Origin of the sequence: Gracilimonas sp. (assembly GCF_040218225.1) — a bacterium.
Taxonomy (GTDB): domain Bacteria; phylum Bacteroidota; class Rhodothermia; order Balneolales; family Balneolaceae; genus Gracilimonas.
Genome location: NZ_JAVJQO010000002.1, coordinates 388,201 through 403,344 on the forward strand (window position 1 = coordinate 388,201; position 15,144 = coordinate 403,344).

Genomic DNA, 15,144 nt, shown 5'->3' on the forward strand with positions numbered 1-15,144 from the left:
ACAAACCTTTCATCTGGGCGTAAGCCACACCGTCGAAAATAATCAAAACGGTTTTAATACACTCAGATGAAAAATTTACGCTACTCCCTCCCGCTTTTCTTGATGGTTACAGCTCTTGTTTTTACTACAGCCTGTAACAATGGAAACGAAGAAAATCAAAATGGTGAAGATGAGAAACTGGTTATCCCGGTTGAAGTCAGTAATGTGAGCCGGGGTAATATTTCCGCTTACTATGCCAACACCGCCACTCTCGAAGCAGAACAAGAAGCTACTATTGTATCAAAGGTTCGTGGAATTGTCCGGGAAATTTATGTGGAAGAAGGTGAAGAGGTTAAAGCGGGGCAGGTTATTGCCAAAATTGAGGATGATCAATACCGTATTGAGGCAGCCCGTGCCAAAGCCACTCTTGACCGGCTCAAAAATGATTTCGACAGAAATAAGGAGCTGTATGAGAAGAACCTGATTGCCGCTGAAGCCTATCAGAATTCTCAATATGAATATGAGTCTCAGAAGGCCGCTTATGAGCTTGCTCAATTGAATCTTGAGCATACATCTATAAAATCTCCGATTGGTGGTGTGATTTCAGAACGTTTTGTGAAAGTCGGGAATATGATCGGCACCGACCAACAGGTATATCGGGTAACAGACTTTAATCCTCTCCAGGCTATTCTGCATGTGCCTGAACATGAGATGGCAAAAATCAGAAAGAACCAGCGCGCTGAATTAAGAGTTGATGCCCTTCCAAACCAAACCTTTGCCGGACATGTAGAACGTATCAGCCCGGTAGTTGATGCTTCAACAGGAACTTTTAAAGTCACTGTGTATGTGGATGAAACCAAAGGCATGTTGCGACCCGGGATGTTTGGCCGTGTTAAAATTGTATACGACACCCGCGAAAACACCCGTATGATTCCTAAATCAGCGGTTATGTCTGAAGACCTTGCTCAAAGTGTTTATGTAATCAGAGACTCGCTCGCCTTCAAGAAAGCCATCAAAACAGGATATACCAACGGGGTGAATGTAGAGGTTATTGAAGGACTGGAAGACGGCGAAATGGTGGTTACCATTGGACAAGGAAGTCTTCAGGACAGCACCAAAGTAAATGTTATCTCCAATCTGTAAACGGGCATTTCTATGAAGATCATTGACCTTTCTATACGCCGGAAAGTTACCATCGCTATGTTTACAGTGGGGATTCTGCTGTTCGGCATGGTGTCCCTTTCCCGGCTTAACGTAAACTTATTACCGGAGCTCAGCTACCCTACCCTTACCATTCGTACCGAGTTTGAGGGTGCTGCTCCTGTTGAAGTTGAAAACCTGATTACCAAACCTGTTGAAGAAGCCGTAGGTGTCGTAAAAGGCGTTCAACAAGTACGTTCTATTTCAAGAGCCGGTCAGTCTGATGTAGTGCTGGAGTTTGCCTGGGGAACCGATATGAACATCGCGAACCTGGATGTAATGGCTAAGCTCGATGCCGTTCAGCTTCCTCTGGACGCCGACAAACCCGTTACATTACGCTTCGATCCAACGCTGGATCCAATAATGCGGTACGCTCTTTATTATAATGAAGGAGAAAGTGATCAACCCGCAGATGAAGAGGCCAATGTCGATTATGCTTCCTATCAGGATCTGGAAAGCCCGGACGCCATTGCCCGGTTAAAAGGGCTTCGTGTTTTGGCCGATGAACAACTTAAGAAGAACCTGGAATCTGCGCTTGGGGTAGCCTCGGTAAAAATTAGTGGTGGACTTGAAGAGGAAATCCAGGTTAATATTGATCAGCAGCGCCTGTCTTATCTGAATATTCCCATTGAGAATGTGACTCAAATTCTAAGTGCGGAAAATGTAAATCTTTCCGGTGGACGATTGGAAGAAGGAACTCAGCAATATCTGGTTCGTACCTTAAATGAATTCAAGTCCGTTGACCAAATTCGAAATGTAGTAGTTGCCCGAAATCAGGATAATACCATTTACCTGAAAGATGTAGCCGACGTAACACAAGCCTACAAAGAACGGGAAGCCATCACCCGCCTTAATGGAGCTGAGGCCGTAGAAATTGCTATCTACAAAGAAGGCGATGCCAACACGGTTGCTGTAGCTGAAGCTGTTGGTGCCCGCATGGGTGATATTCAGCAAGCTCTGCCAGATAACATGAAGCTTGAAAAAGTTTACGATCAATCGGTCTTTATAGCTTCTGCGGTTAATGAAGTAAAAAATGCAGGTATCATCGGAGGTATTCTTGCGGTACTTGTGCTTTATTTATTTCTGAGAAATTTCTGGACCACCGTCATCATTTCTGTTTCCATTCCCGTGTCTATTATTGCCACTTTTAACCTGATGTATGGCAATGACATTTCCCTCAATATTATGTCTTTGGGAGGTATTGCACTCGGTATTGGGATGCTGGTGGATAACTCCATTGTGGTGCTCGAAAACATAGCCCGGCATCGGGAAATGGGTAAAGGAATTTTAGAATCGGCCCGGGAAGGAGCCGGAGAAGTAGGGATGGCTGTAATTGCCTCTACCCTTACGACTATTGCTGTATTCTTCCCTCTCGTTTTTGTGCAGGGAATTGCCGGACAGTTATTCCGTGATCAGGCTTTGACGGTAACTTTCTCCTTGTTGGCTTCGCTGATTGTTGCCATCACACTTATTCCAATGCTTTCTTCTATTGGAGGAAAGAAAACCGAAACTCAGCCACTAGATCTGAAAGAGCCTAAAACCAAAGCCGGCCGTGGCTTGCGTTCTGTACGAATGTTTCTGTTCTATACCATCCCGACAGCAATTACCAAAGGTATTAAATTTATTTTCCGGTGGATCGGTAAAATTACGAAGGCTTTATTCGCTCCCTTTGTTTGGGCATTTGATAAAGTCTATCAGGCCACGGAAAATGCTTATTCAGGGTTACTCCGCTGGTCACTGAATCACAAGTTTGTGGTACTTTCAGCTGCGCTGCTATCATTTGTAGGATCACTTGCTTTGGTTCCTCAGATTGGAATCGAATTAATACCTCAGCTGTCACAAGGTGAGTTTGCTGTAGAATTTAAGCTTCCTCCCGGCACTCCTATCGAAGAGACCGACAAAGCTCTTCGTTCGGTTCAAAATAATTCCAAAAACCTCGACAATGTACGGACAACGTTCGCAGTAGCCGGAACCGGTAACCAGATGGATGCCAATCCTGAACAAGGCGGCGAAAACTGGGGTGAACTAAGCGTTACGCTTGCTTCGGGTTCTTCTTCCATGGATGAAGAAGTGGCTATGAATCAGATGCGTTCTTCCCTCCAGCAGGTACCAGGATTACAATATAAATTCTCCCGGCCTTCCCTTTTCTCTTTCAAAACGCCAATTGAAATTGAAATTTCAGGGTTTGATTTAGATAAACTGAAATTGGCCGGTGATGCCGTAGCCCGCAAGCTTTCTTCTAATGATCGCTTTGCCGATGTAAAAAGCACGATGGAAACGGGAAGTCCTGAAATCCAGATTTTATTCGACCGCGACCGTGCCGCAGCGCTTGGACTGCAGGTACACGAAGTAGCCGACCGCATTGTAAGTAACGTCCGTGGTGATGTAGCTACCCGATATTCGTGGAGAGACCGCAAGATTGATGTTTTGGTTCGTGCCCGTGAAGCCGACCGTGCCTCTATCGATGAAATCCAGCGCCTGATTGTAAATCCCGACAGCGAACGCCCTATTCCACTTAGTGCCATAGCTGACGTTCAGATTGCAAACGGTCCCGGAGAAATCCGGCGGGTATCTCAGCAACGCGTAGCCATCGTATCCGCCAACCTGAACTACGGTGACCTGGGTGAAGCAGCCGAAGAAGTAGAGCAAGCTCTTTCAGAAGTAACCCTTCCACCCGGAATTTTAGCCGAAATTGGCGGGCAAAATGAAGAAATGGCCGATTCATTTCAGTCACTCATTTTTGCACTTTCGCTGGCTGTTTTCCTTGTTTACCTGGTGATGGCTTCCCAGTTTGAGTCACTGCTCCACCCTTTTATAATTCTTTTTACCATTCCGCTGGCTTTAGTTGGAGCAATTCTGGCTCTGTATATTACCAGCACCACTATTAGCGTGGTTGTATTTATAGGACTGATACTTCTGGCCGGTATTGTGGTAAATAACGCCATTGTACTCATCGACCTGATTAACCAGATGCGCATGAAAGGCGTTGAAAAGCTGGAAGCCATTAAAGAAGGCGGGAAATCCCGATTGCGTCCGATTTTGATGACCACCATGACGACGACACTTGGCCTTTTACCACTGGCTATTGGTTTTGGAGATGGAGCCGAACTGCGTGCCCCAATGGGTATCACCGTAATTGGCGGACTCTTATTCTCAACCCTGCTTACCCTGGTGGTTATTCCCGTGATGTACGACATCCTTGATCGTAAATCATATACTCCACAACCTGAAACCGAAACGGCTTAACAGACTGTCATGCATATTACCGACTTATCCATACGACGCCCGGTAACTACACTCATGGTTTTTGTGAGCCTGTTGGTTGTAGGGTTGATTGCCACCCGGCTGGTACCGCTCGAGTTCATGCCAAATATTACTTTTCCTGGGGCTTTCGTACAGCTTCCCTATCCGAATTCGACCCCGGCTGAAGTAAATGAAAATATAGCACGACCTATCGAGGAAGTACTGGCTACCATCAGTGGTGTTGAGCGTATTAATTCCAACTCTGGTGAGGATAACGCCGGGGTGATTGTCACATTTAAGCAGGGAAATGAAATTGACCTGAAAGCCATCGAAATTAAGGAAAAGATCGAGAGTATCCGAAATCAGCTGCCAGACGACTTCGAGTATTACCAGATTCACAAATTCCAGGATGGGGATGCACCTACCCTCCAGCTCCGGATTTCAAGTCAGCGGGATTTATCGGATGCCTATGACTTACTGAACCGGAACCTGAAACAACGTATTGAACGCATTCCCGGAGTAGGTCAGGTTACCTTATACGGTGTGGAGAAAAAAGAAATACGGATAGAGCTGGATCCAGATCGCCTCACCCAATATAACATCAATCTGAACCGGCTCAGCAGTACCCTTCGCCAAGCCAATTTCTCTATTTCGGCCGGAAAGATTACCGATTCCGGCCTCCGCTACATGGTTCGTCCGGTTGGCAATCTGAATGGTGTGGAAGACATTGAAAACCTGATTATTGCCAACAACAATATCCGGGTTAAAGATATTGCTACGGTTAAATACACCTCACCCGAACGAAATTATGCACGCCACCTTGACCGTAAATATGCGATTGGACTTGACATTACCAAAGAATCGACGGCCAACACCGTACAGGTGGTAGATGAAGTTCTGGCTGAGATTGATAAGGTAAATGAACTCCCTGAAATGCAGGGAATCGAAATTTATGAAATGTTTAACCAGGCTGATGGAATTCTCAGCTCACTGCGCGAACTGTTTAACTCTGGTATGATTGGTGCCCTCCTATCCGTAATTGTACTCTATATTTTCCTGCGACAGATGAGCACAACGTTGATTGTGGCAACGGCCGTCCCCTTTTCTTTGATTGTGACCCTTGGCTTTTTCTACTTCCTCGATATTTCCCTGAATATTCTTTCCATGATGGGATTGATGCTCGCCATTGGTATGCTGGTTGATAATGCCGTTGTTGTTACGGAAAACATCCACCGGTACCAGCGCAAAGGAAGTGATGCCCAGAAATCAGCCATCTTTGGAGCCAAAGAAGTTTCGATTGCGGTTACCGCCGGTACGCTGACTTCCATCATTGTATTTCTCCCCAATGTAGTGAACGAGAGCTTTATCTCTCAGCATATGTATTATATCGGTATGGCTATTATTATTGCCTTAGTAGCTTCACTGGTGATTTCTCTTACCGTAATTCCTCTGCTTGCCTCCAAAATTCAACCTCCGGAGAAATCCAGAAAGAAAACCATTATCGACAAGCTTTCTGTGAGGTATGCAGCTGTGCTTGAATGGCTGCTGGAAAGACGTACCATATCCGTAGTATTTATAACACTGCTATTTCTAAGTGGCGGTATTCCCATGGCCTTCATGGATGTGGATATGTTCCCACGGGTTGAAGAACGACAGCTCAACCTTCAGTACAACCTGAATGCCAGCTACACGCTCGATCATGTTAAAGAATCGGTAGATCGAGTGGAAGACTACTTGTACGAAAATCAGGATAAGTTCGAGATAGAATCCGTTTATACCTACTATGAACCTGAATACGCACAATCTACCATCAACCTGATTGCTGATGATGAAGCCGAGAAGTCCGTCACACAAATCAAAGAAGAAATTGAAAAAGAACTACCCAAAATTGCGATTGGTCAGCCCGCTTTTGAATACATAAGCCGGAACAGCGCCGAACAGGTACGCGTATTTGTTCAGGGCGAGTCGATGGATGTACTTGAAGAATTAGCCGAACAGGTAGAATGGCGGCTTGGTCAGATCGAAGGCTTTGCAGATGTTCGCTCCGAAGCCGAGGCCGGAAGTGATGAAATCCGCCTGACCGTAAATCACGATCGTGCCCGTAACTTTGGCCTTACCTCTTCTGCTGTAGCCAATATGGTATCAGGTGCCCTGCGCGGACAAACCGTACAACGTATTCGGGGTGAAGACAGCGAAATTGATGTAATTCTGGCTTTCCAGGACGTAAACCGACAAACCCTGGATGATCTCAAAAATCTTCCTATTTCTATAAGTGAAGAACAATCGGTAAAACTCGCCACTCTTGCAGATTTTGAAGAGCGGGCCGGAGCCGGACGGATTTTCCGTGAAAACCGCCGAACCTCTCTGGGAATCGGGATTAACCTGGAAGACATTACTTCTGATGAAGCTCGTGAAAAAATTTCCACGGTTATGGATCAGATTGTCTACCCCGCCGGATATGGCTGGAGTTACGGCCGGAGTTTTGGCAATGATATCGACGCAATGAATACCATGCTGTTTAATATTGGCATTGCCTTCTTCCTGATTTACCTGATTATGGCTTCACTTTTTGAGTCGCTCATTTATCCAACCAGCGTGATCTCCTGTATTTTTTATGGTGTGATTGGAATCTTCTGGTTCTTCTTCATCACCGGCACGAGCTTCGACCTTATGGCCTTCATCGGAATTCTCATTTTGATGGGGATTGTAGTAAACAACGGGATTGTACTTATTGACCACATCAACCACCTGCGCAGTGAAGGGTTATCCCGCCGGGAAGCTGTTATACAAGGCGGAAAAGACCGTATGCGCCCTATTCTTATGACGGCAGCAACCACCGTGCTTGGCTTGGTTCCCCTTTGTTTTGGAACCACGCAAATTGGCGGCGAAGGACCTCCCTACTTCCCGATGGCCCGAGCCATTGTAGGCGGACTCACTTTCTCCACCATCGTGACGTTGCTCGTGCTTCCGTCTATTTATGTAATCCTGGATGACATCAAGATCTGGAGCAACCGTATTTTACACGCGGCAAATTAATTCAGGAGATCATTCTAACCTGATTTTATTTGGAAATACCATCCGGAATTAATCGCTCAAAAATTCCGGATTACATACTTTTCTCCTCTTTCTCAACAAGGATGTTGACCTGTCGCTTGACAAGCTGTTCAACTCGCTACAGGGCTATCTTAATATCAGGAAATTGAATAATATATATGCTTCTCTCCAGGCATTTTAATCAACTTGTAGAATAAAAGAGTTGATTAGTAACAATCATAAGAACAAGAACAATGAACCATCAAAAAATTACTCCCTGCCTTTGGGTTGAAAAAGATGCACAAGCGGTTGCAGAATATTATCTATCCATTTTTAAAGACGGCAAGCTGAAGGATTATCGCAAGATGGAAAATCCACCAAATGAATTCAGTAGTGACGCCAGTACCTTTGAAACAGCGGTAATGGAAATAGCAGGAATGGAGTTTAGTATCCTTGCGGCAGGCCCCATGTTTAAATTCAATGAGGCGGTATCATTTGTAGTGAATTGCAAAGACCAGGCAGAAGTAGATTACTATTGGGATGCTCTTACCAAAAATGGAGGAGAAGAAGGTGTTTGCGGATGGTGCAAAGACAAATACGGTTTGTCATGGCAAGTTGTTCCCGTTGAATACTTTGAACTCATACACAGCGACAATACAGAGGTGAGAGAAAAAGCATTGCAGAACACATTTAAGCAGAAAAAACTAATACTTTCTGAGCTTAAGTAGATAATCATCTTGCTATAAAATCCTGTAACAAGGCGTTCTAAATCAGACCATCCAGCTCGTTCCTAACATCCTTATTGGGAACGAGGGCTAAAAAACTGTACAGTCAATAACTATCACATAAATCCTTTTTTTCGGTTATGTTTGAGGTGACTCGGAACTTCACATTTATAATGACTGACGATATTACCAAGCACAGCGAAACGTTTACCATCCGGGCCAGTGAAGTTGGTTCCGGAGGTCAAATCACTCTTCCGGCTCTTTGTTCTCTCTTCCAGGAGGTAGCCGGAAACCATGCCCTCAAGCTCAACTTTGACATTACTCAGCTCCACGAGCAAGATCTGACCTGGGTACTTCACCGCATGGATATCAAAATAGATCGCTACCCAAACTGGCGGGAAAAAATTACCGTTGAAACCTGGCCAGCTGCCGGCGACGCCTTACGCGCCTATCGCGATTACCGTATTCTGGATGAAGAAGGAAATCAAATCGGAGCCTGCCTCAGCTACTGGATGATGATCAACTTAAAAACCCGCAAACCGACCCGGATGCCCAAAGAGGTGCTTGATCTCCGGTTATCAGAAATAGATCACGTACTTCCGGTAAAATCGGATCGGATCAGTTCTTTTGAAGAAGCGGATGTGACTAAGAAATTCGTTGTTCGCAAGTCAGATCTGGATATGAACGAGCATGTAAATAATGCTCGCTTTGTGGAATGGTTAATGGAGACGTATGATGATGATAAAGCCTACCTGATCAAAAACATCGACATCATGTTTATGCAGGAAAGTCATGCCGGTGATATGATCACTTCAGAACGAAAAATAGAAGAACATCAAAACTACAGGCATCAGCTTAAAAACCAGGATGGTGATGTTCTGGCCTTGGCTGCTTGTAGCTGAGTTGTTTTTTCGTTGCCTAATTAAGCACCACCCTAATCCTTCAAGGGTTTCGGTAATAATCCAAACTCAAGCTTGTGGGTTTTAACCCTTGAAGGGTTGGTTAATAGATTCCACTTTCCACTTCCTTACTTATCCCATTCGGGAGCAAAGTCAGGATCAACCAATCGGGTGTCTTTCTCGATGTCATCGATAGCATAGAAATCGTCATCTTCCAACACAAAATCGAATACATCAATATTCTCTTTCAGGTGTTCTTCGGTAGACGCCTTCGGAATAGCCACTACCTGCTCCTGTTCTATGAGCCAGCGGAGTGCAATTTGGGCAGGTGACTTTCCGTATTTCTCTCCCAACTCCTGAAGAAGTGGGTTATCCATCACCTGAGCTTGTGCCAGTGGCGAATAAGAGGTAAAAAGGATGTCATGCTCAGCAGTATAATCGAGTAAGTCAAACTGACTTAAGAAGGGATGATACTCAACCTGACTGCAAAAGATAGGAGCGCCTAGCTCCTCATTCACTTCTTTCAATAACTTCAGAGGAAAGTTCGCCACTCCGATGTTTAACGCTTTACCCTGATCACGGAGAGAGAGAAAAGCTTCCATTGTCTTTTCGATATCCACATCGGGATTGGGCCAGTGAATCATCAGAAGATCTACATAAGGAGTGTCTAACTCACGGAGAGAGTCCTCCGCTATTTTGAGAACATCCTCTTTTTCAAGATGGGTATGCCAGATTTTTGTGGAGAGGAAAATTTCTTCCCGATCTACATGAGATCTTTTTATAGCCTCTCCAACTTCTCTTTCATTTTTATAGCTTTGGGCAGTGTCGATATGACGATAGCCAAGATTTAGTGCCAGCTTGATTGTGTTTTCGCCTTCTCTGCCAATTAATCGGTGTGTTCCTAGCCCTATTTCGGGCACTTCCACCCCTTGAATTGTTTTAAACTGCATGATAGGTAAAGAGTACTTGTCCTTTTTTGGTTTATTATGGTTTCTTGTTTGGAATAACTGTTATCACGCGAAATCTGTTCATTATTTAACTAACGTCATTTTTCGGGTCATAACACTCTTTCCAACTTCCAGCTGATAAATATACATCCCGCTGGGTTTGTCGGTAGCGTCCCATTCAAACTGGTGCTCCCCCGCCGACATGGTTCCCTCTGCGATCACAGCTACAGGTTGCCCAACAATATTAAAAATTGACAGACGAACTTCTTCCGATTCCGGTAAATAAAATGAAATGATTGTAGCCGGGTTAAATGGATTAGGAAAATTTTGGTGAAGTTCTACTTCCTGGGGAAGTGTATCATCCTGTTCATCACCTTCTACTGATTGCCCCGGAGGATTTATATGAACTACAAACCGGTCTTTTACAGTATAGTCCTCTAGTGTAGTTTCCCGATCGGATTCACTCTCTCCGGTTAATACCGTGTGATCAAAAGTGATACTAAAATCTTCCCTTAAAGTGTATTCTTTTCCGGCTGTTTTATCTACTAGCTTAACTTCCCAGTCGGAAGGAACGGATTCCCATTCGCTTACGGAAAGTGTCAGCTTGCCCGAATTCGAAGAACTAAATTGCAATGGTAGTAACAGTGCCTGTTCAATTTTAGACGACAGCGTCATTTCTTTAAAATAATCATCCCCTCCAGCAAAGGCCATGTTCAAAAAAGCTTGCTGATTGCCTAAAAACAACCCTGGATATGAATTCAGGTCTTTAACACTTTCGGTTCTACCCTCATTCACAAAATTCACCGACACCATCTCTTTCCGGTTTTGAGTGCTCAGAAGAAGCTTAATAGATGATGCCGCCTTCTCTGTTTCTTCCACTTCAACGGGATTAGCTAATTGAGCTATTTCCTGCAGATCAAAATTCAGTTCGATTTCAGGTTGAAAGTTATCAAGCAAAATCCAGAATGGTGCCTGTGCAGGAATCTGTTCATCTTTCTTCAGAGCCACAAAATCCAGCTCTCCGGTAGCCGTTCGGTGGAAATAATAAATATTTGGATTAAGAGCTATCTCAGGGTACTTCTCTTTGGCCAGTGTAATCAAATGACTTGCTTCGATGGGCACATTTAGCCTGTTATATGCTAGGTTCAAGCCTTCAATTCCATTTAAGATATCATTCTCATCATGGTCGGTAGCTGAAACCGTAAATGTAAGGCTGCTTATACTTTTAGACTTCTGGTATGATAAGTCTTTCCACGCTGCAAGTTTTTCTTCTTCCTGAACTTCAAAAAATCCTATCAGTGTTTCATACTTTGAAAATGCATCAGAAGAAACTTCGTGAAAGCTTTGGTCGCTTTCATCCCAACCGTATAAAATAGTTTCAGGGAAAGCTTCCGCTAAGCCGGTTGTATTTGAAATCGCCGTAAAGCCAGGCTGTATAGATTGGAGTATAGATGCCTGAGGATTTAAGTCATTAATACCTCGCACCTGATTTTGATTGGTAATAATCTTATTGCCGGTTATTACCTCATTGCGGCCAGATGTTATTTCACTTTGCTTTTTGAGTTCTGTATAGCTGAACTGATGCAGACTTTCTCCATTATAGTCTTTCAGAATCAATTCGCCCCCTTTTCTGTGCAGTAAGGGCTTTGCATTATCTGTATAAATAATGGTTGAAGAGTCATCCTCACTCAAGTTTTCAGATCCATCTTTCACCCGGATGGTTTGCTGAGGGTACAATACTATATCTCCTGTAAAAGTGTATGATTGATCTTTTGTCGAAAGGCTCCACCCATTTAAAGCAACAACCCCATCTTCCATATTTTTGATTTCAATAAAACCGGCACCATCCGGGGCATTCATCACCTGAGAAATCAATACTTCCGGCTTTTCATTATCCAGAATAATCTGGCTGTGGGTCAGGAAATCACCATAGTTTCCTTTTGATAAATTCTGCAGTGTGAAAATACCAGTTTCTCTTCCTTCATAATCAGCATCGTCATTAATGGGCACTTTTACTTCATAAACTCCATCCCCAATCAAACCGGTAAAATTAAGAGTCGCTGTCTGAAACTCTACGTAGTCATCAGGTGAAGTAATACTCCTTAATGTATCAAACTTAACGTCTACAGATAATCTTGATCCATCGTGTTCATAAATTGCGACATTTAAAACAGCTACTGAATCCGATTCATTGACTGTGGAAATACTTTGATCAAAAAGGACAACGGGTGGAGTCAGCAAATTGAAAGACGTTCCAAAAGCAGGGTAAGGAGCCGAATCTTTGCCACGCCAGTGACTAGGGTTACCTACATACTGAAGCAGCAGATTTCGGGTTCCGCTGGCTCCGTTTCTGATATAATATTGATAATTGGATGCCTCGCCAAGGGTTAAGAAAGTGTGCTTGTTTCCTTCAAGACTTTCAGGGATATCGGAACCAAGGGTTTCTTCTTCTGATGCATTCCATACAACACCCTTACCCCAACCGAGTGCAAAAATAAACCGGTATACCTCTTCCTTTTGGTAGGCAAAGAGTCGGTGAGTTCCACCTTCAAAATTGATTTCCCCGCTTACTTCCAGCCGTTCATCTGTCACATAATTTAAATGAATATTGGTGCCGGCCTGTACAGAGGTATTGAATAATACTTTCAGTTCGCTGCCAGAAAGTGTTTGAGCAGAACGATCCCACTTCCCATTCGAAAAATACAGTTCCGTACCTTTCTCGATATCGATAAGCGGTATAAAATCGATGGACTGAGTATCCGCATTGGCAGATACTATAACTACATCACCCGGAAGTAATACAGACTGGGCTGTTGCCTTGATACCCAAGGAGGCAACCAGAAAGAAAAGGGCGATATGTAGAGTTTTTAAATGTTTACCAGATAGTAACTTTTGGGCCATAGGCACGAGCGTTACTCATTAGTTTTGTCATCTTAATTAACAGATTTTCAGGCATAAAGGCATATAAAATTTCCTCTTTTCTGAAATTCTAATCATCCAGATTGGGTGCTCCTAATCGTCCTTCTGAGGACGCTACAGCTACTGATACCGCAGCGTCACCTGTAATATTTACTGTGGTGCGACACATATCCAGAATACGGTCTACCCCGAGTATGAGAGCTATACCTGCCGTTGGTACCTGAATGGCTTCAAGAACGATAACCAACATCACGATACCGGCCCCCGGAACCCCCGCTGCTCCAATAGAAGCTGCCGTTGCTGTCAATACAATCATCAGCTGCTGTGCAATAGTTAAGTCCATTCCCAGAGCCTGTGCAATAAACACGGCTGCAACTGCCTGATATAAACTGGTTCCATCCATATTAACAGTAGCACCAATTGGAAGTACAAAACTGGCTACCTCGTCTTCAACACCCAGATTTTTTTCTACCCGTTCCATGGTAACCGGCAGCGTAGCTGAACTTGAACTGGTACTAAAGCCAAGCAACATGGCGGGTTGAATGGCCCGGAAGAATGTTGACAGCTTCATATCACTGGTAATTTTAAACAAGCTGGCATAAACCACAAACACATGAACAATGAGTGCAATAATAACGGTCAAACAATACCAGCCCAATGCATACAACAACTCCATAGCCTGAGATAAGTCATCGCCGGCAAGGTCTATGATAAGCGAAGCCATCAGCGCAAAAACACCATACGGCGCGGTCAACATAATGAGCTCTACAATCCGTATGATTACATCATTAAAAGCATCGAAAACATCCACTAATGTCTGTGCCTTTTTACCTCCAATCTGGATAATCCCAATTCCAAGAAGGATTGCCACAAACACAACTTGCAGCATGCTTGAATTATTTGCAGCGGCGGCAAAAAAGTTTTCAGGTACAATATCTACAATGAAATCCAGCGGCCCGCGATTCTGAACCAACTCGGCGGTAGCACTACGGTCATCGACCGAAGAGCTGTAGCTTTCCTGCAGCGCTGCCGTGGTTTCTGCGGGCAGGGTTTTCCCGGGCTGAATTACATTCACCGCAATCAACCCTATAGTGATGGCAAAAACGGTGGTAACAGCATAAATAGATACCGTTTTAAATCCCATCCTTGAAAGCTTGGTCGTATCATTAAGGCTGGTTACACCTACCACCAGCGAAACCAAAACAAGAGGCATCGCAATTAACTTCAGCATGGCTATAAAAATGGTGCCAAACGGTTTGATATAATCAGTAGTAAAGTCATTCAAACCGGTTACACTGGCCATTAATCCCCAAAGGAGACCTAAAATCAAACCAATTATAATTTGCCAGTGTAGTTTTTTATACCATTTCATACGCCAATGATTAAGATTAATATCAAACTGATTACTGAAGCCAGACCTGCAGAAATCCAATTCACAAAATTGTTGCTAACATACATATTCTCCAAACCAATTGATGATAGTCCGGGAATTTTGTACTCCGCATTCTGAAACCGGGCGCCAATGTAAGAATCGATGAGTGAACCAAAAAATCCTGTTACAGCAATTATCAAAATGGTTGACAGAGCGGATTCAATAGCAAAAACCCAGAACACAGCGGCAATGAATCCTGCTCCACAGAGAGCGGCTATTGTCCCAAAAAAACTTATTCCACCATCCGTTCCCGGAGGCACTTTTTCTCCTGAAGTGATAAGTCTTGTTTTTCCCTTCAATCGGTTTGCCCCAATTTCGGTAGACCAGGTATCAGAAGCGGCAGTGGCTATGGAAGTTACAGCCCCTATCAGAAAAGCATCCACATCGGTTAAGAACCATATTAAAACCCACAGAGCAAACCAAAATCCATTCGACCACACCTGCTTGCCATCGCGCCGGAATTTTTTTTCCAGAAAACCTTCTCTGGAGATTAAATCTTTTGACAGAACTGATCCGGAAATAAAAAATGCGAGTACTACTGCGGCTCCAGCCATTCCCCCCAAGCCATAAGCGAACCCCCCAAATATAGTTGCTGATGAGGCTCCGTCAATAGTTAACCAATTTAAAATGAAGGCAATAACCGATAATAATGCGGCAAGGAAAAGTCCCAGAAGAATCTGGTTGTGTTGTTGGGAATCTCCAAATAATATGAAGACAAAAACCAGAGCTAACGAAAAGAAGATATTTACCCAGCGATCGAGCACGTC

General features: G+C 44.0%; 9 protein-coding genes. 5 read left to right on the forward strand and 4 right to left on the reverse strand.

Going from position 1 to position 15,144, the window contains the following annotated elements; translation table 11 throughout:
• Window positions 1–66 precede the first annotated feature (66 nt).
• From RIB15_RS01685 to RIB15_RS01705, 5 genes are all read left to right on the forward strand, one after another.
• A complete protein-coding gene (locus RIB15_RS01685; RefSeq protein WP_350200409.1) occupies window positions 67–1,122 on the forward strand; it encodes an efflux RND transporter periplasmic adaptor subunit in 1,056 nt (351 codons plus the stop codon).
• Between the two features lie 12 nt (window positions 1,123–1,134).
• Entirely contained in the window at window positions 1,135–4,425 is a 3,291-nt protein-coding gene (locus tag RIB15_RS01690; RefSeq protein ID WP_350200410.1) for an efflux RND transporter permease subunit, read from the forward strand.
• A 9-nt stretch (window positions 4,426–4,434) separates the two neighbouring features.
• A complete protein-coding gene (locus tag RIB15_RS01695) occupies window positions 4,435–7,458 on the forward strand; it encodes an efflux RND transporter permease subunit (protein WP_350200411.1) in 3,024 nt (1,007 codons plus the stop codon).
• A gap of 251 nt (window positions 7,459–7,709) precedes the next feature.
• The gene (locus RIB15_RS01700; protein ID WP_350200412.1) at window positions 7,710–8,183 is read left to right on the forward strand and encodes a VOC family protein; all 474 of its coding nucleotides are present in this window, start codon (window positions 7,710–7,712) and stop codon (window positions 8,181–8,183) included.
• 170 nt (window positions 8,184–8,353) lie between these two features.
• Complete coding sequence (locus RIB15_RS01705) at window positions 8,354–9,082, forward strand: acyl-[acyl-carrier-protein] thioesterase (protein WP_350200413.1); 729 nt, start codon at window positions 8,354–8,356, stop codon at window positions 9,080–9,082.
• 125 nt (window positions 9,083–9,207) lie between these two features.
• On the opposite strand, the gene RIB15_RS01710 is transcribed toward RIB15_RS01705, so the two are convergent.
• The 4 genes from RIB15_RS01710 to RIB15_RS01725 all read right to left on the reverse strand — a co-directional run bounded on the left by RIB15_RS01710 (window position 9,208) and on the right by RIB15_RS01725 (window position 15,141).
• Complete coding sequence (locus RIB15_RS01710; RefSeq protein ID WP_350200414.1) at window positions 9,208–10,029, reverse strand: aldo/keto reductase; 822 nt, start codon at window positions 10,027–10,029, stop codon at window positions 9,208–9,210.
• 81 nt (window positions 10,030–10,110) lie between these two features.
• The gene (locus RIB15_RS01715) at window positions 10,111–12,927 is read right to left on the reverse strand and encodes a lamin tail domain-containing protein (RefSeq protein WP_350200415.1); all 2,817 of its coding nucleotides are present in this window, start codon (window positions 12,925–12,927) and stop codon (window positions 10,111–10,113) included.
• 88 nt (window positions 12,928–13,015) lie between these two features.
• The gene (locus RIB15_RS01720; protein ID WP_350200416.1) at window positions 13,016–14,317 is read right to left on the reverse strand and encodes a dicarboxylate/amino acid:cation symporter; all 1,302 of its coding nucleotides are present in this window, start codon (window positions 14,315–14,317) and stop codon (window positions 13,016–13,018) included.
• Window positions 14,314–15,141, reverse strand: coding sequence for a DUF92 domain-containing protein (locus RIB15_RS01725; protein ID WP_350200417.1), 828 nt, complete (start codon window positions 15,139–15,141; stop codon window positions 14,314–14,316). Before RIB15_RS01725 ends, RIB15_RS01720 begins: the two co-directional genes overlap by 4 nt.
• Window positions 15,142–15,144: the final 3 nt, after the last annotated feature.